This window comes from Amycolatopsis thermoflava N1165 (assembly GCF_000473265.1).
Classification (GTDB): Bacteria; Actinomycetota; Actinomycetes; order Mycobacteriales; family Pseudonocardiaceae; genus Amycolatopsis_E; species Amycolatopsis_E thermoflava.
In genome coordinates, this window is record NZ_KI421511.1 from 7,044,997 (window position 1) to 7,066,274 (window position 21,278).

21 protein-coding genes are annotated in these 21,278 nt (G+C 70.9%); 10 read left to right on the forward strand and 11 right to left on the reverse strand.

The annotated features are described in order from the left end of the window. Window positions 1–2 precede the first annotated feature (2 nt). Window positions 3–1,010 carry an ABC transporter ATP-binding protein gene (locus AMYTH_RS0135000; RefSeq protein ID WP_027934126.1) on the forward strand — a complete coding sequence of 336 codons (1,008 nt, stop codon included), beginning with the start codon at window positions 3–5 and terminating at the stop codon, window positions 1,008–1,010. Here the strand turns inward: AMYTH_RS0135000 and AMYTH_RS0135005 are convergent. Genes AMYTH_RS0135005 through AMYTH_RS0135015 form a run of 3 tightly spaced genes read right to left on the reverse strand, consistent with a single transcriptional unit; the run spans window position 1,007 to window position 3,929 of the window. Beyond that, window positions 1,007–1,873 (reverse strand): ABC transporter permease, encoded by an 867-nt coding sequence (locus tag AMYTH_RS0135005; RefSeq protein WP_027934127.1) that lies wholly within the window; start codon window positions 1,871–1,873, stop codon window positions 1,007–1,009. The two genes, AMYTH_RS0135000 and AMYTH_RS0135005, sit on opposite strands and share 4 nt — an antisense overlap. Next, window positions 1,870–2,874: an ABC transporter ATP-binding protein gene (locus AMYTH_RS0135010; protein WP_027934128.1), complete on the reverse strand. Its 1,005-nt coding sequence runs from the start codon at window positions 2,872–2,874 to the stop codon at window positions 1,870–1,872. The genes AMYTH_RS0135005 and AMYTH_RS0135010 overlap by 4 nt, the downstream gene beginning before the upstream one ends. Next, entirely contained in the window at window positions 2,871–3,929 is a 1,059-nt protein-coding gene (locus AMYTH_RS0135015; RefSeq protein ID WP_027934129.1) for a LolA family protein, read from the reverse strand. Before AMYTH_RS0135015 ends, AMYTH_RS0135010 begins: the two co-directional genes overlap by 4 nt. A 144-nt stretch (window positions 3,930–4,073) precedes the next feature. Between AMYTH_RS0135015 and AMYTH_RS0135020 the strand changes: the two genes are divergently transcribed. The 3 genes from AMYTH_RS0135020 to AMYTH_RS0135030 are packed head-to-tail and all read left to right on the forward strand — an operon-like array spanning window position 4,074 to window position 6,489. After that, window positions 4,074–4,778 (forward strand): response regulator transcription factor, encoded by a 705-nt coding sequence (locus AMYTH_RS0135020; RefSeq protein WP_020422302.1) that lies wholly within the window; start codon window positions 4,074–4,076, stop codon window positions 4,776–4,778. A gap of 32 nt (window positions 4,779–4,810) precedes the next feature. Beyond that, on the forward strand, window positions 4,811–6,106 hold the full coding sequence (locus AMYTH_RS0135025) for a sensor histidine kinase (RefSeq protein WP_051363129.1): 1,296 nt from the start codon (window positions 4,811–4,813) through the stop codon (window positions 6,104–6,106). Then, on the forward strand, window positions 6,103–6,489 hold the full coding sequence (locus AMYTH_RS0135030; protein ID WP_017984755.1) for a (deoxy)nucleoside triphosphate pyrophosphohydrolase: 387 nt from the start codon (window positions 6,103–6,105) through the stop codon (window positions 6,487–6,489). The genes AMYTH_RS0135025 and AMYTH_RS0135030 overlap by 4 nt, the downstream gene beginning before the upstream one ends. A 1-nt stretch (window position 6,490) precedes the next feature. Here the strand turns inward: AMYTH_RS0135030 and AMYTH_RS0135035 are convergent, their stop codons facing one another. Continuing rightward, window positions 6,491–6,985: a DinB family protein gene (locus AMYTH_RS0135035; RefSeq protein ID WP_027934132.1), complete on the reverse strand. Its 495-nt coding sequence runs from the start codon at window positions 6,983–6,985 to the stop codon at window positions 6,491–6,493. Between the two features lie 65 nt (window positions 6,986–7,050). After that, complete coding sequence (gene trpS / locus AMYTH_RS0135040; protein WP_027934133.1) at window positions 7,051–8,016, reverse strand: tryptophan--tRNA ligase; 966 nt, start codon at window positions 8,014–8,016, stop codon at window positions 7,051–7,053. 293 nt (window positions 8,017–8,309) lie between these two features. Here trpS and AMYTH_RS0135045 point away from each other — a divergent pair, with 293 nt between their 5' ends. Beyond that, entirely contained in the window at window positions 8,310–8,609 is a 300-nt protein-coding gene (locus tag AMYTH_RS0135045) for a YciI family protein (RefSeq protein ID WP_027934134.1), read from the forward strand. Here the strand turns inward: AMYTH_RS0135045 and AMYTH_RS49265 are convergent. After that, entirely contained in the window at window positions 8,606–8,767 is a 162-nt protein-coding gene (locus AMYTH_RS49265) for a hypothetical protein (RefSeq protein ID WP_157358800.1), read from the reverse strand. The two genes, AMYTH_RS0135045 and AMYTH_RS49265, sit on opposite strands and share 4 nt — an antisense overlap. A gap of 137 nt (window positions 8,768–8,904) precedes the next feature. Between AMYTH_RS49265 and typA the strand changes: the two genes are divergently transcribed. Together typA and AMYTH_RS0135060 are read left to right on the forward strand one after the other, a co-directional pair. After that, window positions 8,905–10,818 carry a translational GTPase TypA gene (gene typA / locus AMYTH_RS0135055; RefSeq protein WP_123684931.1) on the forward strand — a complete coding sequence of 638 codons (1,914 nt, stop codon included), beginning with the start codon at window positions 8,905–8,907 and terminating at the stop codon, window positions 10,816–10,818. Between the two features lie 195 nt (window positions 10,819–11,013). Beyond that, window positions 11,014–12,741, forward strand: coding sequence for an ABC transporter family substrate-binding protein (locus tag AMYTH_RS0135060; RefSeq protein WP_027934136.1), 1,728 nt, complete (start codon window positions 11,014–11,016; stop codon window positions 12,739–12,741). Between the two features lie 284 nt (window positions 12,742–13,025). On the opposite strand, the gene AMYTH_RS0135065 is transcribed toward AMYTH_RS0135060, so the two are convergent. The 5 genes from AMYTH_RS0135065 to AMYTH_RS0135085 form a co-directional block, all read right to left on the reverse strand. Next, window positions 13,026–14,078, reverse strand: a complete 1,053-nt coding sequence (locus tag AMYTH_RS0135065; protein ID WP_027934137.1) for an ABC transporter ATP-binding protein — start codon at window positions 14,076–14,078, stop codon at window positions 13,026–13,028. Then, a complete protein-coding gene (locus tag AMYTH_RS0135070) occupies window positions 14,075–15,160 on the reverse strand; it encodes an ABC transporter ATP-binding protein (protein ID WP_027934138.1) in 1,086 nt (361 codons plus the stop codon). Before AMYTH_RS0135070 ends, AMYTH_RS0135065 begins: the two co-directional genes overlap by 4 nt. Then, entirely contained in the window at window positions 15,157–16,095 is a 939-nt protein-coding gene (locus AMYTH_RS0135075; RefSeq protein ID WP_027934139.1) for an ABC transporter permease, read from the reverse strand. The genes AMYTH_RS0135070 and AMYTH_RS0135075 overlap by 4 nt, the downstream gene beginning before the upstream one ends. After that, window positions 16,088–17,068, reverse strand: coding sequence for an ABC transporter permease (locus AMYTH_RS0135080; RefSeq protein ID WP_017984746.1), 981 nt, complete (start codon window positions 17,066–17,068; stop codon window positions 16,088–16,090). Before AMYTH_RS0135080 ends, AMYTH_RS0135075 begins: the two co-directional genes overlap by 8 nt. 168 nt (window positions 17,069–17,236) lie before the next feature. After that, window positions 17,237–18,988: an ABC transporter family substrate-binding protein gene (locus tag AMYTH_RS0135085; RefSeq protein WP_027934140.1), complete on the reverse strand. Its 1,752-nt coding sequence runs from the start codon at window positions 18,986–18,988 to the stop codon at window positions 17,237–17,239. A 384-nt stretch (window positions 18,989–19,372) separates the two neighbouring features. On the opposite strand from AMYTH_RS0135085, the gene mshB reads away from it, so the two are divergent. The 3 genes from mshB to AMYTH_RS0135100 are packed head-to-tail and all read left to right on the forward strand — an operon-like array spanning window position 19,373 to window position 21,278. Continuing rightward, on the forward strand, window positions 19,373–20,203 hold the full coding sequence (mshB, locus tag AMYTH_RS0135090) for an N-acetyl-1-D-myo-inositol-2-amino-2-deoxy-alpha-D-glucopyranoside deacetylase (protein WP_027934141.1): 831 nt from the start codon (window positions 19,373–19,375) through the stop codon (window positions 20,201–20,203). Continuing rightward, a complete protein-coding gene (locus tag AMYTH_RS0135095; protein WP_020422288.1) occupies window positions 20,204–20,575 on the forward strand; it encodes a hypothetical protein in 372 nt (123 codons plus the stop codon). It begins immediately after the preceding gene. After that, window positions 20,568–21,278, forward strand: coding sequence for a hypothetical protein (locus tag AMYTH_RS0135100; protein ID WP_027934142.1), 711 nt, complete (start codon window positions 20,568–20,570; stop codon window positions 21,276–21,278). Before AMYTH_RS0135095 ends, AMYTH_RS0135100 begins: the two co-directional genes overlap by 8 nt.

The following is a 21,278-nucleotide window of genomic DNA, read 5'->3' on the forward strand; positions in this document are numbered from 1 at the left end:
CCATGGCGTTGACCGTGTCCGGCCTGACCGTGCGGTACGGCTCGTTCATCGCCGTCTCCGGCGTGGACCTGGAGATCGCCGACGGCGAGGTGCTCGCGCTGCTCGGCCCGTCCGGCTCCGGGAAGTCGACGCTGCTGCGCGCCATCACCGGTCTGGAGCCGATCACCGCGGGCAGCGTGCGCTGGGACGGCGCCGACCTGGCGCGCGTGCCGGTGCACAAGCGCGGGTTCGGGCTGGTGTTCCAGGACGGCCAGCTGTTCCCGCACCGGGACGTGGCCGGGAACATCGCGTTCGGGCCGCGGATGCACGGGATGTCGTCGGCCGAGCGCGCGGAACGCGTGAGCCGGCTGCTCGACCTCGTGGGCCTGACCGGCTACCAGAAGCGGCGGGTGACCGAGCTGTCCGGCGGCGAGGCGCAGCGGGTCGCGCTGGCCCGCGCGCTCGCGCCGGAGCCGCGCCTGCTGCTGCTCGACGAGCCGCTGTCCGGTTTGGACGCCGGGTTGCGTGAGCAGCTGGCCGTCGACCTGGCCGAGATGCTGCGCAGCGCGAAGATCACCGCGCTGCTCGTCACGCACGACCAGGAGGAGGCGTTCACCCTCGCCGACCGCGTCGCCGTGCTGCAGGCCGGGAAGATCCGCCAGGCCGGGGCCGTGCGCGAGGTGTGGCGGCGGCCCGCGGACGAGAACGTGGCGCGCTTCCTCGGTGTCACCACGGTCGTCGACGGCGAGGCGGCGGACGGGATCGTGCGCTGCCCGTTCGGCGAGGTCGCCATCCCGGAGGCCGCGGACGGGCCGGTGCGGCTCGGCCTGCGTCCCGCCGGGCTGCGGCTCGCGACCGCCGGGATCACCGGCGAGGTGCTGACCAAGGTGCACCGCCGCGACAACGTCCGCCTGTCCGTGCGCACGAGCGCCGGCACGGTGGACGCGGTCGCGGCGGTGTCCGCCGACGTCAACCCGGGCGACGAGATCAGCATCGCCCCCGACCCGGACGGCGTGGCCCTGATCGGCTAACCGTCCTTCGTGGACAGCCGCGCGTAGGCCAGCGACAGGCCGATCACGACGTAGCACGCGGCGCGGATCGCGCCCTCGCCGAGCTGGTCGGCCGGGATCGGGTCGCGCAGGATGTCCGCGATCGCGGTCCAGGACTGCGGCAGCAGGAACGGGTGCAGCCAGTCCACCGCCGACAGCAGGAGCAGGACCGTCGACACCACGACGCCGGCCAGCATCGACACCACCACGACCATCGGGTGCTCGGTGCACGCCGAGATCGCCAGCGCGATGGCCCCGACCGCCCACAGCTGCAGCGTCACCCACGCCGCCGCCAGCGCGACCCGGCCCAGTGCGTCCACAAAGGACAGCGTGTTGCCGGACAGCGTGAACAGCGAGCCGGTCCCGTTGATCACCAGCCCGGTGATCATCGCGACCACGGCCATCAGCAGCGCCGCGGCGAGCGTGAACGTCGCGACCCCGAGCGCCTTCATCAGTAGCAGCCTGCCGCGGCTCACCGGCGCGAGCAGCAGCCCGCGCAGCGTGCCCACGGCCGATTCACCGGCGAGCGCGTCGCCGGCCGACATCGCCGTGACCAGCGGCAGCATCAGGTTCAGCGTCAGCCCGAGCGTGGCCAGCGGCAGGACCAGCGCGTTCCCGGCCGCGGACGCCAGCAGCGCGTTGTCGCCGTCACCGCCGCCGGGCCCGCCGCCGCTGTCCCCCGCGATCGTCAGCCCGATCCCGACGATCACCGGGATCAGCGCGAGCAGGCCGAGCACGATCAGCGTGCGCGGGCGGCGGAAGATCCACCGCAGCTCGGCGCGGTAGAGCCGGTGGAACGGCACACTCCACCGTTCCACCGGCGCCGCGTCCAGTGTCGCCGTCATGACGTCCCCTCGTCCACATCCGGCAGGCCCCCGGTTTCGGAATCCCGTTGCGTCAGCCGCGCGAACAGGTCCTCCAGCCCGGTGCGGGCCCGCTTCGCCTCGTGCACGGACACCCCGGCCCGCACCAGCGTTTCGATCACCTGCGGCGCGGTCGCCGAGGTCAGGTCCGCCCGCACGCCCTCCGGTGTGAGCCGGCCGGGGATGCGGTTGTCGCGCAGCGCGGTGAGCGCCTCGTCACCGTCCGGAGTGGACACGACCAGCGACGGCGTGCCGGACTCCAGCAGCTCGTCCAGCTCGCCCTGCGCGACCACCGTGCCGTCGTGCAGGACGGCCACGTGCGTGCAGGTCGCCTCGACCTCGGCGAGCAGGTGCGAGGACACCAGCACGGTGACGCCCTCGGCGTGCAGCTCGCCGATGATGTTGCGGATCTCCCGCGTGCCCGCCGGGTCCAGCCCGTTGGTCGGCTCGTCCAGAACGACCATCCGCCGCGGCACGAGCAGCGCCGAGGCGAGCCCCAGCCGCTGCTTCATGCCCAGCGAGTACCCCCGGTAGCGCCGGTGCGCGGCGTGCCCGAGCCCGACCCGCTCCAGCGCGTCGTCGACCGCGCGGGGGATCGCCGCCGACGACAGCCGCGGCTCGGCGGCCGCGACGCGGCGCAGGTTCTCCCGCCCGGACAGGAACGGGTGGAACCCCGGCCCCTCGACCAGCGCGCCCACCTCGGGCAGCGCCCGCGGCGCGCCGTCGGGCATCCGGTGCCCGAGCAGCTCCACCTCGCCCTCGGTCGGGCGGACCAGGCCGAGCAGCATCCGGATCGTGGTGGTCTTGCCCGAGCCGTTCGGCCCGAGCATGCCCAGCACCGCGCCTTCCGGCACGTCCAGATCGACCTGGTCCACCGCGACCGCGGTCCGGTACACCTTGCGCAACCCCCTGGTCCGCGCGGCGAGTGCCGGACCCGCGGTGGGCGCTTCGACCGAAGCGCCCACCGGCAGTGTCTCCGTCATTTCGCTCCCAGAGCCTCGATCAGCACCTGCTCCGGCACCGCGCCGACGGCGAAGCGGCCGTCGTCGGTGACCAGCGCGGTGCCGACCTTCGTGGTGATCACGTAGCCGGTGCCGAACGCGCCGCTGACCGGCTTGCCGAACTGCGCCAGCAGGGCCTTCGGGTCCACGTTTTGCCCGCGCTCGCCCTGCTGCGGCGCCAGCGCCTCGGCCGGGAACGAACCGGTCAGGACGCTGTCCCAGCCGTCGCCGCTGACCTGCACCGCGTCCTCGACGGCCCGCTGGTCCGGGTGCTCGGCCGGCGCTTGCTCCTCGGTCACCTTCGCGCCCTGCGGCGGGGTGAACTGGAATTCGCTCGCCGGCTGCGGCGCGAACGCGATGTCGCTGAACGCCACCTGGAACGCCGGGTCCGACGTGCCGTAGGTCATCACGGCCAGGCGCAGCGGCACGCGCTTCTCGGCGTCGACCGCGACGCGCACCTCGCGCAGCAGCGTGCGCTCGGTCGGCTTCGGCGTCAGCACCAGCTCGTACGCCGCGCGGCCGGCGACGCGCGCCGTGCCCTCGACCGTCACGGTGCTGCTCTCGCGGACCTTCGCGAGCACCTGCGTCGTCGCCGTCGCCGGGTCGCTGAGCTGGTACTCCTCCGGCTTCTGCAGCGCTTCCGGCGGCACGGTGACCTTCGTGGCCTCGTTCGACGCCGAGTCGTACGTCCACACGGTCGCCCCGTTGCGGACGATGGTGTGCTCGCTCGCCCCCTGCTCGATCGCGAGCTTGCTGTTGCCCGCGCCGTCGTTGTAGACGCGGGCCGCGTCGATGTCCAGGCTCGTGCCCCCCGGCAGGGTCGAGACCGGCAGGCCCAGGTTGTTGTCCACCTCGACCGTGCCCGCCAGCGCAGGCGTCTTGGTGGTGGCCACCGACTGCACCAGCTCCTCGGCGCTGATCGCCGGCAGCTCGGGCGCCTCGCCCGCGGCCGCGGGCATCGCGAGCCAGGCGAGCCCGGCGGCGCCGAGCGCGGATCCGGTGACCGCGGCGGTGATGGCCTTCGTCTTCGGCTGCATCTGTTCTCCCTGTGTCAACCGAGCACCAGTGTGCTCTTTCCCCGCCGCTGACACTCCTCGATCCGCCCTGAGATGGGCCTGAGATGCTGAGAGACCGCTGAGAGCGCGCGCCCGAGCTGGAAAAACCGGGCATGCTAGACAACCGTGAACCCTCGGATCCTCGTGGTGGACGACGAGCCAGGTGTGCGCAAGGCGCTGCACCGCGGGCTGCGCGCGGAGGGCATGGACGTCGTCACCGCTCCCGACGGCCCGAGCGGCCTGCGCCTCGCGCAGACCGGGTCGTTCGACGTGCTGTTGCTGGACATCATGCTCCCCGGCCTGTCCGGGTACCGGGTGCTGCAGGCGCTGCGCGCGCAGGGCATCACCACGCCGGTGCTGATGGTGTCGGCCAAGGACGGCGAGGTCGACCAGGCCGACGGGCTCGACCTGGGCGCCGACGGCTACCTGGTCAAGCCGTTCTCGTTCGTCGTGCTGGTCGCGCAGATCCGCGCGGTGCTGCGGCGCGCCTCGAGCGAGGGGACACGCGGGCCACTGCGCATCGGGGGTCTCGTCGTCGACCGCGCAACCCGCGAGGTGCACTGGCACGACGACCCGGTCGCGCTGAGCCCGCGCGAGTTCAGCCTGCTGGAGGTGCTGGTCGGGCGCGCAGGGACGGTCGTCACCAAGGACGAGCTGCTGCGTGCCGTCTGGGGTGACGAGCAGGCCGCGACCCGCAACGTCGTCGAGGTCTACGTCGGGTACGTGCGCCGCAAGCTCGACGCGGTCGGGGCGGGCGCGCTGGTGCGGACCGTCCGCGGCCACGGCTACCTGGCCTCCGACGCCGCGCTGGACGAGGTCCTGCCCGGGTGACGTTCCTCCGCCGGTGGTGGGAACGCCGGTCCATGCAGTTCCGGATCACGGCGCCGGCCGCCGCGGTCACGCTGGCGTTCCTGCTCGGCCTCGCCATCGTGGCGGGGCGCGGCCTCGGTCCACTGCGGGACTCCTCCGTCGACACCGAGCTGTCCGAGGCGCTCGCGCCCGCCGCCGCGGCCGTGTCCGCCGGGCAGCCGCCGGCGCCGTCGGACGGGGTCACCCTGCGCGTGCTCGACACCGCGGGCGCGCCGGTCGACGGGGGCCCGGCGGCCACGCTCGGGCCGGGTGACGTGCGTGCGCTCAAGGCGGGGCAGTCGGTGACCGTGGACCGGATGCGGTGGCTGGGCTCGGTGGTGACCGCGCCGGACGGGCAGCTGCGGCTGGTCGCGGCCGGGACCGGGCTGGTGGGCCAGCGCGCGGCCGTGCAGAAAGCGGCGACCTGGTTGCTGTGGGCGGCCGGGATCGGCGCGGCGCTCGCCGCGATCGCGACCTGGCTCGTGGTGCGGTTCGCGTTGCGGCGCGTGAGCCGCCTGCGTCGCACCGTCCGTGCGCTGCCGCCGGGGCAGCGGGTGCCGCTGCCCGAGGCCGACGACGAGCTGCGTGCGCTGGCGGCGGACTTCAACGCGTTGCTGGCGCGGCAGGAGGAGGCGGCGCAGCGGCTGCGGCGGTTCACCGGCGACGCCGCGCACGAGCTGCGCTCGCCGGTCGCGTCGATCCGCGTGCAGGCCGAGGTCGCCGTCGCGAACCCCGATCCGGAGCTGGCGCAGGAGACGCTGGCCGACGTCCTCGCCGAGGCCGAGCGGTTGTCCGCGCTGCTGGACGGGCTGCTGACGCTGGCGCGGTCGGACGCCGGGGAGCTGCCGCCCGCCGAAGCGGTGGAACTGCTCACCGAGGCGCGCGCGGCCGCGGACCGGCTGCCGCCCGGATCGCCCGCCGTGCGCGTGACCGGGGTGGTCGGGCAGGCGTGGGCGCACGCGGCGCACTCCGAGGTGGAGCTGGTGCTGAACAACCTGCTGCGCAACGCCTGCCGGTACGCGTCCTCGCAGATCGTGGTGTCGGTGCTGCCCGGGCACTCCACGGTGCGGCTGGTCGTGGACGACGACGGGCCGGGCATCCCGCCCGGTCATCGCGACCGCGTGTTCGACCGGTTCTACCGGGTGGGCGACGACCGGGCTCGCACCTCCGGCGGCACCGGGCTCGGGCTGGCGATGGTCGCCGAAGCGGTGCGGCGGCGCGGCGGTCGGGTGTCCGTCGGCGAGTCGCCCGAGGGCGGTGCCCGCTTCCAGATCGTCTGGCGATCGGCCGGTAACGTCTCCACCTCGTGAAGGTGATCGTGGGAGCGGCCATCGTGCGGGGCCGGTCCCTGCTCGCCCAGCAGCGCGCGTACCCGCGCGAGGTGGCCGGGCTGTGGGAACTGCCCGGCGGCCGCGTCGAACCCGGCGAGTCCGAAGTGGACGCGTTGCGGCGGGAGTGCCGCGAGGAGCTCGGGGTGGACGTCGTGGTCGGCTCGCGCGTGGGACCGGACGTGCCGCTGCGGGCCGGGCTGGTGCTGCGGGTGTTCGCCGCTTCGCTGACCGACGAGCGCGCCCGGCCCGAGGCGCTGGACCACAAGGCATTGCGCTGGCTCGACGCGGACGGCCTGGACGGCGTCGAGTGGCTGCCCGCGGACCTCGAACTGCTCCCGGACCTGCGGCGGTTGCTGGCCTGAGTCAGCGTCCCGTGGCGCCGTCGATCAGTTCACGCAGGATGTCGGCGTGCCCGGCGTGACGCCCGGTCTCCTCGATCAAGTGAGTGAGGGTCCAGCGCAGGGACGGCGCCGGGCCACGCCGCCCGCCCGGACGCGGCCCGGGCGCGGCCAGGTCCGGGCAGGCGGCGATGACCTCGTCGCCGCGGGCCGTGGTCTCCCGGTAGGCGCGGAGGATGTCGTCGGCGGTCTCGTCCGGTTCCGGGCGGAAGGTGGCCGCCCAGTCGCCTGCCGGCTGGCCGAGGAGCCAGTGGCGTTCGACGTGGGTGAGGTGCTTGACGAGGCCGAGCAGGTTCGTCCCGGACGGCACCCCGGGGGTGCGGGCCTGCGGTTCCGGGACGCCCTGGGCCTTCGCGACCACCGCGGCGCGCAGGTAGGCGAGGAAGCCTGCCAGCACGTCCTTCTCCCCGGGGCCGGTCCTCGGCGGGCGGGTGTCACGACGGCGCGCTGTGGGAGGCATGGCCGCCACCCTGGCACGGGCTCTACCCGGTCGGCACGGAAATTTGCCGGATCAGCAAGGCCGGGTCACATTCCCGCGCCGATGAGCCGCATCGCCGAGGTCAGGCGGTGCTCGCCGCGTTCGGCGGCCCGGCTCGCGCCCTCCTTGCGGATCCGCGCCAGCTCCGCCGGGTCCGCCAGCAGCTCCAGCGTCCGCTCCCGGATCGGGCGTAGTGTCTCGACCACCGCCTCCGCCACGGCTTCCTTCAGCGCTCCGTAGGACGAGAACTCCGCCGCCACGTCCGCGGGCCGCTCGCCCCGGCAGCCGGCCAGGATCTCCAGCAGGTTCGCGACCCCGGGACGCTCTTCCGGCGCGTACTCGACCCCGGTGAGCCCGTCGGTGACCGCGCGCCGCACCTTGCGCCGGATCAGGTCCGGCTCGTCCAGCACGAACACCACCCCGGCCGCGTCCCGGGCCGACTTCGACATCTTCCGCGCCGGGTCGCTCAGGTCCCGCACCCGCGCGCCCGTCGGCGGCAGCACTGGCCGCGGCACCGTGAACACCTCGCCGTAGGTGCCGTTGAACCGCCTGGCCAGCGCCCGCGCCAGCTCCACGTGCTGGTTCTGGTCCTCGCCGACCGGCACTTCCGCCGCGCCCTGCAGCAGGATGTCGGCGGCCATCAGCACCGGGTAGGTCAGCAGGCTCAGCCGCACCCCCGGCTGGCCACTGCCCTTCTCCTTGAACTGGATCATCCGCGCGGCCTCGCCGTAGCTGCAGGTGCACTCCAGGATCCAGGTCAGCGCGCCCAGCTCGCGGGACAGGTCCGACTGCACGAAAACGCGCTCGGCGGGGATCCCGGCCGCCACCAGGATGGCCAGCATCTCGCTGGTCCGGCCGCGCAGCTTGCCCGGGTTGTGCGTGGTCGTCATGGCGTGCAGGTCGGATACGAAGTACAGGTCGTCCGGCCCGCCGTCGGTCACCCAGCGCTGGATCGCGCCCAGGTGGTTGCCGAGGTGGGTGTGGCCGGACGGGGTGATCCCGGAAATTCGCATCGGTTGCTTCCTCGGGTCGGTGGCCACCCCCGCCACGGCCCCGGGAACGACGAAGGCCGCCTGCGCGGGCGGCCTTGTCGTGGGTTTCAGCGCACGTCGGAGGGACCGCCTGCGGGCGGCCACCAGAAGTTCACGATCGTACGCACGCGGACAGCGTAGCAGCGCCCGAAAGTAATATCCACATTGCCTTCCGGAAAGCAATTCTTTGGAATGTCGAACCGCTGTTGCACAGATTACTGGCAAATGGCTGAGAATTGTTTCCCGGGGGTCCTCGCCGGGGCTACCGTGAAGGCATGTACATCGTGCTGATCGACTACACGGCCCCGGTGGAGGAAGTCGACTACTACCTGGCCGACCACGCGAAATGGCTGGACCGGCACTTCCGGTCGGGCGAGTTCCTGACGGCCGGCCGGCGCACGCCGCATTCCGGTTGCGTCATCATCACGCGGCCGATGCCGCGGGTGAAATTGGAGGCGATTCTGGCCTCCGACCCGTTCCACCTGCGCCGCCTCGCGCGACACGAAATCGTCGAATTCGGCGCCACCCGCACCGCGCCGGAACTCCGCTTGGTGAACGAGGCGCTGGCCGTCTAGGCCGCCTTCTTGATGTCCGCCTTCGCTCGCTGGAGTGCGAGGACCGGGCACTTCTTGCAGCGGGGCTTCGAGCGGCAGCACTTCTTCTTGACCTTGCCCGCCTTCATGAGCTTGCGGACGACCTTGCGCGGGTCCGCGTCCTTCTTGCCCAAAACCACCACTCCACGACTCGGGGGTGCCCTCAGGTTAGGTGAGCCTAAGTGATCATCCACCGTGGCACTGGTCACAATGTGGTACCGGGTATCCTGAACGGGATCGCGTATGCCAAAGCGGGCCCGCGATTCATCCCTTCGAAATGTTCAGGAGCCCTCGCGTGCCCACAGCAACCGCCGAGAAGGTCCGCACCGACCTCCGCAACGTCGCCATCGTCGCGCACGTCGACCACGGGAAGACCACCCTGGTCGACGCCATGCTGCGGCAGTCCGGCGCCTTCGGCGAACGTGCCGAGCTCGTCGACCGCGTGATGGACTCGGGCGAGCTGGAACGTGAGAAGGGCATCACGATCCTCGCCAAGAACACCGCCATCCGCCGCGAGACCGCCGACGGCCCGGTCACCATCAACGTGATCGACACCCCCGGCCACGCCGACTTCGGCGGCGAGGTCGAGCGCGGCCTGTCCATGGTGGACGGCGTCCTGCTGCTGGTCGACGCCAGCGAGGGGCCGCTGCCGCAGACCCGGTTCGTGCTGCGCAAGACCCTGCAGGCCGGCTTGCCGGTCGTGCTGGTGGTCAACAAGGTCGACCGCCCGGACGCCCGCATCGCCGAGGTCGTCGAGGAGACCCACGACCTGCTGCTCGATCTGGCCGGCGACATCGAGGATGCCGACCTGGACGCGGTCCTCGACCTGCCGGTGATCTACGCCTCCGCGCGGGCGGGCAAGGCGAGCCTGGAGCAGCCCGCCGACGGCGCCCTGCCGGACAGCGAGAACCTCGACCCGCTGTTCGACGTCCTGCTGCGCCACGTGCCGCCGCCGAAGGCCGACCCGGACAGCCCGCTGCAGGCCCTGGTCACCAACCTCGACGCGTCGAACTTCCTCGGCCGCATCGCGCTCATCCGCATCCACGCCGGCAAGCTCCGCAAGGGCCAGACCGTCGCGTGGCTGCGCGAGGACGGCTCGGTGCAGAACGTCCGGATCTCGGAGCTGCTGGTCACCGAGGCCCTGGAGCGGGTGCCCGCGCAGGAGGCCTCGGCCGGTGACCTGGTCGCCATCGCGGGCATCCCGGACATCACGATCGGGGACACGCTGGCCGACGTCGAGAACCCGGTGGCGCTGCCCCGGATCACCGTCGACGAGCCGGCCATCTCGATGACGATCGGCGTGAACACCTCGCCGCTGGCCGGCCGCAACGGCGGCGACAAGGTCACCGCGCGCCTGGTCAAGGCCCGGCTGGACCAGGAGCTGATCGGCAACGTGTCGATCCGCGTCCTGCCCACCGAGCGCCCGGACACCTGGGAGGTCCAGGGCCGTGGCGAGCTGGCGCTGGCGATCCTGGTCGAGCAGATGCGCCGCGAGGGCTTCGAGCTGACCGTCGGCAAGCCGCAGGTGGTCACCAAGACCATCGACGGCAAGCTGCACGAGCCGTTCGAGCGGCTCACGCTGGACATCCCCGAGGAGCATCTCGGCGCGGTCACCCAGCTGCTCGCCGCCCGCAAGGGCCGCATGGAGGACATGAGCGGGCACGGCACCGGCCGCATCAAGCTGGAGTTCGTGCTGCCCGCGCGTGGCCTGATCGGGTTCCGCACCGACTTCCTGACCGAGACCCGCGGCACCGGCATCGCGAACCACGTGTTCGAGGGCTACCACCCGTGGGCGGGCGAGATCCGCACGCGGCACAGCGGTTCGCTGGTCGCCGACCGGTCCGGACCGGTCACCTCCTACGCGATGATCCAGCTCGCCGACCGCGGCACGTTCTTCGTCGAGCCGGGCGCCGAGGTGTACGAGGGCATGGTCGTGGGCGAGAACCCGCGCGCCGAGGACCTCGACATCAACATCACCAAGGAGAAGAAGCTCACCAACATGCGCTCCTCCACCGGCGACGAGCTGGAGCGCCTCGCGCGCCCGCGCAAGCTGGGCCTGGAGGAGGCGCTGGAGTTCTGCGCCGCCGACGAATGCGTCGAGGTGGCGCCGAACGCGGTGCGCGTGCGGAAGGTGACGCTGGAGATCACGCAGCGGGCCAAGGAGCGTTCGCGCGCCAAGTCGCGCGGCTGAGTTCGCCGGGCCGGGGGACGTCCATCGCGGTGGGCGTCCCCCGTCTCGTTTTCCGGGGGAACCACGACACGCTCAGCAACGTCCACCTTTCGGCGGTACCTGATCCGGTGACAGCGAGTCCCGGCCGGTCTGGCAATCTCGGTACCGCGGCTACAGGCCTTGTGACACCATCATGGGCTCATCAGGGGAGGCAGCGTGCGGGGAAGCGGTAAAGCGGCGGCACTGGTCACGGTGCTGCTGACCGCGTTGGCCGCCTGCACCAGCACCCCGCCACCGCCGGTCGTGACGTCGCCGGTGGCCCAGTCGTCGAGCCCGGCGGCGCCGACGGCATCGCAGATCGTGATCGGCGTCGACGACATCGCGGGCGGTTACAACCCGCACAACCTGGCCGACCAGTCCACGATCACCACGGCGCTGTCGCAGATGCTGCTGCCGTCGGTGTTCCGGCCCGACGCCAACGGCGAGAACCAGCTCGACACGACGCTGATGCGCTCGGCCGAGGTCACCTCGACCGACCCGTTCACGGTCACCTACCTGATCCGGCAGGACGCCTCGTGGTCCGACGGCGCGCCGATCGCGGTGGAGGACTTCGTCTACCTCGCCGAGGCCATGCGCGACCAGCCCGGTGTCGTGCAGCCCGCCGGGTACCGGCTGATCAGCAACATCCAGCCCAGCGAGGGCGGCAAGGGCGTCCAGGTGACGTTCTCCGAGCCGTACCCGGGCTGGCAGACGCTGTTCTCGAACCTGCTGCCGCAGCACCTGCTCAAGGACGCGCCGGGCGGCTGGCAGGGCGCGCTGCAGGACAGCTTCCCGGCCTACGGCGGGCCGTTCTCGATCAAGACGCGGGACAACGCGCGCGGTGAGATCATCCTGGAGCGCAACGAGCGCTACTGGGACAAGCCGGCCGCGGTAGATCAGATCGTGCTGCGCCGGTCCGACGCCACCGGCCTGGCGGGCGCCCTGCGCAGCGGCAACGACCAGTTCGTCATGTCCCGCACCGACAGCGCCGGCCTGAACCAGTTCCAGGTGCTCGGGCCGAGTGTCCAGCTGAGCACGGTGGCCAGCCCGCGGGTGGCCGAGGTGCTGCTGCGCCCGGCGAACGGCCCGCTCGTGGACGACCAGGTGCGCGAGGCCGTGTCGGCGATCATCGACCGGAACAAGCTGATCGACGAGGGCACCGGGGGCGGCCCGTCGGCCGGGCTGCGGGCCGACGCGCAGGTGCGGTGGCCCTCGCAGGCCGGCTACGCGCCGACGATCCCCGCCGGTTACGGCGTGCCGGACCCGGCGAAGGCGGAGTCGCTGCTGACCGCGGCGGGCTACGTCAAGGAAGCCGGCATCTGGCGCAAGGACGGCAGGGCGCTCACGCTGGTCGTCGCGTCGCCGGGGCAGCAGGAGCCGTACGCGAGCATGGCGAAGGAGCTGAGCAACCAGCTCATCGCGGCCGGTATCCAGGTGAACACGCTGAACGCCCAGCCGCGCGACCTGTTCGCCAACCTGCTGGCGTTGCCGGTGAGCCAGGGCTCGACCGCCCCCACGGGCAACACGAACGCCGTGGGCGTCGACATCGCGGTGGTGCCGCTCCCGGTGGGTGGCGACGCGGCAACGGTGCTGGCCTCGACGTTCGGTTGCCGTCCCGGACAGTCCACGCCGTCGGCGAACGTGGCCGTGATCCCGGCGAACCCGGCCGCCGTCTGCGACGAAAACCTGCAGACGACGATCGAAGAGGCGCTGACCGGGGAGAAGCCACTAACCGACGCGCTGGCCGAGCTGGAGCCGAAGCTGTGGGCGCAGCACACGGTGCTGCCGTTGTTCCAGCTGGCCGACACACTCGCCACCGGGCAGGGCATCTCCGGGATGACCGCGGGCCCGCCGCTGCTCGGCCCGTTCAGCGAAGCCGTGAACTGGACCCGCAGCCCCCGCTGACCCCGCAACGACGAAGGCCCCCGGCGGAACCGGGGGCCTTCTTCTCGCACAAAACAGAACACAACCGCGACCCGGCAACGAAACACACCAACCGCCCGAGCCACCCCTCTCCCGCAACCCGATCCCCAGCCAAATCGGTTGCCGAGCCACCGGGTCAAGGCACGCTTTCCCGCCTTGACGCGGTGTCTCGGCAACCGAACACTGAAAGATCGGGTTCGGGAGGACTCTCTCGATCGGGGCGTAGCGAAGCGAAGCCGGCGATCGAGCCACCCGCGTAGCGGAGATCAGATCAACTGCCGCGCCTGCGCATAATGGCAAGCCGCCGGGTGACCCTGCCCGCGGTCGACGAGCAACGGCTCCTCGTCGATGCACTTCGAGCGCTCCGCGTCGCTCAACTCGTTCGCGAACTTCGGGCACCGCGTCCGGAACCGGCAGCCGCTCGGCGGGTTCGCCGGGCTCGGCACGTCACCGGTGATCACGATGCGCTCCCGCGAGCGTTCCTTGCGCGGGTCGGGCACCGGGATCGCCGAAATCAGCGCCTGCGTGTACGGGTGCGCCGGGTTCTCGAACAGCTCCTCCGACGGCGCCGTCTCGACGATCTTGCCCAGGTACATCACCGCGATGCGGTTGGCGATGTGCCGGACCACGGACAGGTCGTGCGACACGAACAGGTACGACAGCCCGAACTCCGACTGCAGGTCCTGCAGCAGGTTCAGCACACCGGCCTGGATGGACACGTCCAGCGCCGACACCGGCTCGTCCAGCACCAGCAGCTTCGGCTGCAGAGCGAGCGCCCGCGCGATGCCGATGCGCTGCCGCTGGCCGCCGGAGAACTCGTGCGGGTACCGGTTGCCGTGCTCGGGCCGCAGGCCGACCGTGGCGAGCAGCTCGCGCACCCGCTCCCGGCCGCCCTTTTCGTACAGGTTGTGGATCCGCAGCGGCTCCGCGATGATCTCGTTGACCGGCATGCGCGGGTCCACCGAGGCGTACGGGTCCTGGAACACGATCTGCATCTGCCTGCGCAGGCGCTGCATGTCCTTGCGGTTCAGCTTGTGCAGCTCGGTGCCTTCGAAGCGCACCTCGCCCGCGGTGGCCGGCTGCAAGTTCAGCACCACCCGCGCGGTGGTCGACTTCCCGCACCCCGACTCGCCGACGAGCGCGAGGGTCTCCCGCTCGTAGATGTCGAACGACACCCCGGACACGGCCTGGACCTCGCCGATCTGGCGCCGGATCAGCCCGCCGCTGCGTACCGGGAAGTGCTTGACGACGTCGCGGGCCGACAGCACCGGGGTCCGCTGGTCCTGCTCGGGCAGCACGCCGGCTGCGCTCTCGCTCATTCGGTCTTCTCCCCGGGGGTCACCGCGGCCACCGCGTCGACGTCGTCGACCGAGGTGGGGTTGAACAGATCAGTGGCTTCGCGGCCGGCCAGCTGGTCGCTGAAGTGGCAGGCCGCCTTGTGCAGACCGTCGGTGGTCGGCGCGAGCACCGGCTCCTCCCGGTCGCAGATGTCCTGCGCCATCGGGCAGCGCGGGCTGAACGGGCAGCCCGGCGGCATGTTGACCACCGAGGGCGGCGAACCCGCGATCGGGGTGAGCCGGTCGGTCTTGATGTCCAGCCGCGGCAGGCTGCCGAGCAGGCCCAGCGTGTAGGGCATGCGCGGGGTGTAGAAGATGTCGTCGACCGTGCCTGCCTCGACCACCTTGCCCGCGTACATGACCTGCACCCGGTCGGCCTGCCCGGCGATGACGCCGAGGTCGTGGGTGATCAGCACCATCGCGGCGCCGGTCTCCTGCTTCGCCGCCTGCAGCGCGTCCAGCACCTGCGCCTGCACGGTCACGTCCAGCGCGGTCGTCGGCTCGTCGGCGATGATCACCTCGGGCCGGTTGGCGATCGCGATCGCGATCACCACGCGCTGCCGCATACCGCCGGAGAGCTGGTGCGGGTACTCGGTGGCCCGCTGCTGCGGGTTCGGGATGCGCACCAGGTCCAGCAGCTCCACGGCCTGCTTGCGGGCCACGTCCCTGCGCACGTCGTGGTGCGCGGTGATGGCCTCGGCGATCTGGTCGCCCACCGGGTAGACCGGGTTCAACGACGTCATCGGGTCCTGGAAGACCATCGCGATGCCGCTGCCGCGGACCCGCGTCATCTGCTTCTCGGACAGCTCCAGCAGGTTGCGGCCCTTGAAGTTGATCGTGCCCTTGACGCGCGCCGAACGGGGCAGCAGGCCCATGATCGCCAGCGAGGTCACCGACTTGCCGGAGCCGGATTCACCGACGACGCCCAGCACCTCACCGCGGCCGAGCTGGTAGCTCACACCGCGCACGGCCTGCACCAGGCCGTCGTCGCTGGGGAACTGGACGGTGAGGTCCTCCACCGAGAGGACGGGGTCGGCCGTCGTCTGGGAGTCGAACGAGGTCATGCGCGCACCTTCGTCTGCTGGGGGTCGAACGCGTCGCGGAGCCCGTCCCCGATGAAGTTGATCGTCAGCGCGATCAGGATGATGAACAGGCCCGGGAAGTAGAACAGCCACGGGCGGGTGTCGACCGCCGTCTGCGCGCTGCTCACCAGCAGGCCGAGCGAGGTGTCCGGCGGCCGCACACCGAAGCCGAGGAACGACAGCGCGGTCTCCAGCAGGATGCCGATGGACACCAGGATCGTCGCGTTCACGATCACCGAGCCGAGCGCGTTGGGCACCAGGTGCCGGAAGATGATCCGCCCGTCACCCGCGCCGAGCGCGCGGGCCGCCTCGATGAACTCCTTCTCCCGCAGCGACAGCACCACACCGCGCGCGACCCGGGACACGTAGGCCCAGTACAGGCCGGCGATGACGACCGCGATGAGCCACCAGCTGCCGCCCGCGTTGTGGCCGAGCACGGCCGCGACGGCCAGCAGCGGCAGGGTCAGCACCAGGTCGGCGATGCGCATCAGCACCGTGTCGATCCAGCCGCGGTAGTAGCCGGCGACCGCGCCCCAGATCGTGCCGACGACCGTGGAGAAGATCGCGACCAGCACGGAGATCTGCAGCGAGATCTGGGTGCCGCGGAGCACCTGGGCCAGCATGTCCTTGCCGACCGCGTCGGTGCCGAACGGGTGCGCCAGCGACGGCGCCTCGGAGTTGTCCGGCGTGATGTCCTCGGGCCCGTACTTCCAGAGCCAGCCGCCGACGTAGGCCAGCAGCACGATCACGATCAGCAGGATCAGGCTCGCCACGGCCAGCCGGTGCTGCAGGAACCGGCGCAGCACCAGCTGGAACTGGCCGCGCTCCTGGACGGTGAACTCGCGCTCGACGGTGCCCTTGGGGCTGTCCTGCAGCTGGGCCGTCGCGGTGGTTTCGGTGGTCGAAGGCTCAGGCATGGCGGATCCTCGGGTCGAGCACGCCGTACAGCAGGTCGGCGACAAGGTTGAACAGGATGACGAAGGTCGCCGAGATCAGCAGCCAGGCCTCGACGGCGTACACGTCGCTCTGCGCGATGGCGTCGAGCAGGAAGGTACCCGCGCCCTGCCACTGGAACACCTTCTCGGTCACCACGGCGCCGGAGATGATGGACGCCAGGTCCAGCGCGGTGACGGTGGTGAGCGGGATGAGGGCGTTGCGCAGCGCGTGCCGCCGCATCACGACGCCGCGGGACAGGCCCTTGGCGCGGGCGAGCCGCACGTAGTCGCTGTTGAGCACCTCGAGCATCGACCCGCGCTGGAAGCGGCTCCAGGAGGCGTAGGAGATCAGCGCCAGCGAGATGGTCGGCAGGATCATGTGCCCCAGCACGTCGCCGAGGTGCGCCCAGAAGCCGCCCTGCACGTAGATCGAACTCGCGCCGATCGTGTAGAAGACCTGGTCGCCGACGGTGTTGTTGATGTTGATGCCGGCCTGCTTCAGGAGCACCGCGAGCCAGAACGCGGGCATCGACAGGAAGAGGAAGCCGAAGAAGGTCGCCGTGTAGTCCAGCTTGGAGTACTGCTTCACGGCGCTGACGGCGCCGACGACGATCGCCAGGATCAGCGCGATGACCATCGCGAGGAAGATCAGGCGGAACGTGACGCCGAAGCGGGAGATGACCTCCGACCCGATGTCCATCGTCGAGTTGACGGACGGGCCGAAGTCGCCGCGGAAGATGCCGGTGATCCAGTTCCAGTATCGCTCCATCAGCGGCTGGTCCAGGTGCAGCCGGTGGGTCTCGGCGGCGATGGTCTGCGGTGGCGGTGGCGGATTTCGGGTGATGAGGTTGCTGAGCGGGTTGGCCGACAGCGACACCATCACGAAGACGACGAACGTCGACAAGATGAGGATCGGCACCGACACGAGCAGCCGGCGCAATGCGAAGGCGAGCATGGAGGTCTTCCTGCTGAAGTTCGACCAGCACGCCGCTCGTGACGGCGGAACCGGGCGGCGCGACCTGTCTAGTTGTGGTGGTTTCGTGCGGTTAGGGGGTGGGGGAGACCGGCGTCGCCGGCCTCCCCCACCGAATTACTTCTCAGTAATGTACTCCGGCTCGGCTGGTCAGCCCTTCCGGATGCCCCATTCCTGCATGTTGTAGACCGGCCCGTCGAGGGTCGAGTTGTTGCGGATGTTGGCGATGTTGTCGTACGACGCGATGAAGGTCGGCTTCTGGTACAGCGGAAGCACGTACGCGTCGTCGGCCATGATCTGGTCGGCCTGGTTGAGCAGTTCCGACGCCTTCGCCTGGTCGGTCTCGGCGTTGGCCTGCGCGATCAGGTTGTCGACCTGGGTGTTGCTGTACTCGCCGTAGTTGCTCTCCGAACCGGTGGTCCAGTTCTGCTGCGCACCGGAGAACGGGAACGGCGAGGCGACCCACGCGAACACGATCACGTCGAAGTCGCCGTTGCTGGTGGTGTCACCGAGGTCGTCGGTGGGGATGATGTCCACCTTGACGCCCAGCTGGCTCGCGGCCTGCTGGAACAGCTCGCACTCGTTCTGGCGGATCTGGTTGCCCACGGTGTAGCGCATCCGCAGGGCGGGCACCGGCGCGCCGCTCGGGTCGATCAGCTGGTCGCCCTGCAGCTTGTAGCCGGCCTCGGTGAGGATCTGCTTCGCCTTGTTGATGTCACCCGTGCCCTGGCCGGTGGACGAGATGACGTCCTTGTAGCCCTCCTGGCCCGGCATGAAGTTGTGGTTCTGCAGCGGCTTCACCTTGTCGGTGAACTGGCCGACGGTCTTGTCGATGATGCCCTGGACGTCGACCGCGGTGTACAGCGCCTGACGCAGCGCCTTGTTGGCCAGCGCCGGGTTCTTCAGGTTGAAGTCGAAGTGCTCCCAGGTCAGGCCGAGGCCGATGTAGGAGGACACGTTCGGGATGTTGCGCACCTGGTTGACCAGGTCGACCTGCGGCTGCGGGTAGATGACCTGGACCTCGTTGTTCTGCAGGGCCGTCGGCTCCTGCGAGGCGTCGGTGATGATCCGGAAGATCACGCGCGACAGCTTCGGCTTGGCGCCCCACCACGCGGGGTTCGGCACCATGGTGATCGACACGTTGTTCTGGAAGTTGTCGATCTTCCACGGGCCGCCGGACCAGGTCGGAACCGTCTCGCCGAACCACTTGTACGACTCGGCCAGGCCGGCCGGGGTGTTCAGGTCACCGTGCTGGGCGGCCAGGTGCGCGGGGTACATCGCACCGGTCGAGCTCCACAGGACCTTCCAGTCGGTGAACGGGTTGGTGAAGGTCACGGTGACCGTCTTGCCGTTGTCCGAGCCCACGACCGAGGCGATCCGGTCGTAACCGGAGGTGCTGGCGGGGGCGCAGTCCGGGCAGTCCTTGCCGTTCTGGACCTTCCAGTTGTAGATGAAGTCGTCCGCCGTGATCGGCGTGCCGTCGGACCACACGGCCTTCGGGTTGATCTTGTAGACCACCGTCTGCGGGTTCGTGCTGGTGATGTCGGCCGAGGTCACGAAGTCCGTCGCCAGCGTCGGCTTGAGGTCCGGCGTCGTGTAGAAGGTGTAGGGCAAGATGCCCTTGGTCACCATGCCGGTCTCGAAGACGTTGCCCTCACCGGACGTGACGTTCCAGTTCGGGATGTTCTTCTCGATCGCGAAGGTGACGTCACCGCCGTCCTGCAGCTGGTCAGCGGCGGCCGAGTTGCACGCGTTGGCGTTGGCGTCGCACTCGGCGAAGGCCTGTCCGGTCTGCACACCGCTGTTGTCACCACCGCCGCCGCCACACGCGGCGAGGACCAGCGCGGCGGTCGCGGCGAGCGCGCCGATTCTGGCGGCACGTGACTTGGTCTTCCCTAACATTCATTCTCCTTGCTCGACGCCGTCGTGGGTAGCGAGGCGGCCTCGTCCTGTGGCGGCGAACTGTCGAGGTGATCGAGTTTGCCCACCGTAATCGTGCAACCTAGGCAGCGGAACAGCCGAGACGGCCACTCAGCGTGAGATTGTGATGGAACAGTGACGCGCGGTCCCTAACTCGAACGGGTGACGAGAGTCGCCGTTCGTGGCCGCAGGTCCTGCCCACCGGATCTCGGTGCACGGGCACCCCTTCTTGGATTTCCCCTGCTACGGCGCGGTGCGTAGCTCGGGGGAGAATAACCGACGCGTCCCACTTTGTGGACCCCACGAAAGGACTAGTCATACGCCTGTGACAGGAACGCCACACAATCTTCTAATTAACCTGAAGTCGTGACCGCTACCTCCGCACGCAGGCTCCTGCTCGTCCACGCCCACCCGGACGACGAGAGCATCACCACCGGCGGGACCATCGCCCGCTACGCCGCCGAAGGGGTCGAGACGACCCTCGTGACCTGCACACTCGGTGAGGAGGGGGAGATCATCCCGAAGCGGCTCGACCAGCTCGGGGCGTGGGCGGGGGACCAGCTCGGGGGCTACCGAGCGGGGGAACTGGCCTCCGCCGTCCGGGCGCTCGGGTTGACCCGGCAGTGTTATCTGGGGGGTATCGGGCGCTGGCGCGATTCGGGCATGGCCGGCACGCCGTCGGCCGACCACCCGCGGGCGTTTTCCGGAGGAGATCCACGTGAGCAGGCCGCCCAGCTGCGGGCCGTTCTCGACGAGACGCGGCCCCATGTGGTGGTGACCTACAACGACTTCGGAGGGTATGGGCACCCGGACCACATCCGGGCACACGCAGTAACCATGCTCGCCGTCGAGGACGCCCCCTACGTGCGGCGGGTCTTCCACATCGCCGCCTCGCGCGACGCGCTCGCCCGCGGGGTCGCGCGCCTGCGTGCGGAGCCCGGGCTGCCGTGGCGGCTGCCCGCCGACGGCGAGCTCCCGGTCACCCCGGACGAGGAGATCACCACCGCCATCGACGTGCGCGACCACCTCGACGCCAAGATCGCGGCGCTGGCCGCCCACGAGACGCAGATCAGCGTGCGGCCGCCGGCGTTCGCGTTGTCCAACGGCATCGCGCAGCCCATCGACGAGGTCGAGCACTATGTGCTTGTGCGCGGCCCGGCGGAGGGCGCGGAGCGCGACCTGTTCGGAGGGCTGTAGGTGTCCAGGCTGCTGCTGGTGCTGCTGGTGCTCGACGCGGCCCTGCTGGCCGTGCTCGAACTGTTCTTCCTGCCGCTGTACGTGGGCGGGACCATCCCGTTCCCGGTGACCGTGCTCGTCGCGGCCCTCACCACCCCGCTGCTCGTGCGGCTGGCCGGGCGGCTGGTGGCGCCGCGCGCGGCGTTTGCGCCGCTCGTCGCGTGGGTACTGGTGATAGTGATCGTCGGGCTGTTCGGGCCCGGCGGGGATCTCGTGTTGCTGCAGGACTGGCGAGCGTTGCTGCTCATCGCCGGCGGGGCACTGCCGGCGGCCATGAGCCTCGGCGGCGCGCTCGCCGTACCGCCGAAGAAGGGTGCTGCCAGCCGTGGGTGAAGCGATTTCCGATCGTCAGGTCGTCGGCGTGCTGCGCCCGGTCGTGCGCGCGTCCGGCCCGGTGCTGCTCGCGCTGCGCACGCCGGGCCGCCTGGAGGGCCTGGCTTCGGTGCGGGTGCCGGGATCGGCCGCGTGGGAGGCGACCGACCGCGACGGCCACATCGACTGGTGGGTCAACCGCCTCGGCAGGCTGACGTCGCTGGTCACCTCGATCCCCGGGCTGGGCGGCGCGCTCGCCGACCGGCTGCCGGTGCAGGACGCGCTCGGCACGGCCACGCAGGCCCTGCTGCTGACCGCCATCGCGGAGGAGTACGGCATCCGCGACGTCGGCGAGAAGGTCCGGCTGGCCGCCTGGGTGCTCTTCCAGCGCGACATCGACCCGGCGCTCGCCGCGGGCAAGAACGAGGACTTCGACGCCGCCGACGAGGACGCCGAGACCGCCAAGCTGGCGGGCGAGTTCTCCCAGGTGGAGCAGCGACCGCGCCGGATCACGCTGAAGTCGGCAGGCAAGACGCTGTGGCGCATGGGCCGCTCGCTCCTGGCCATCACCGACGAGCTGGAGAAGCGGCCGCACGGCCGGTTCTACCACCGGGCCGTCGGGATGCTGCCGGTGGTCGGCATGGTCGGCGACTACCTCGGCGAGCGCAGCGGGCTGAAGCGGGTCGTGCGCCGCGCGGACGAGTGGCTCGCCCGCGCGGCCTGA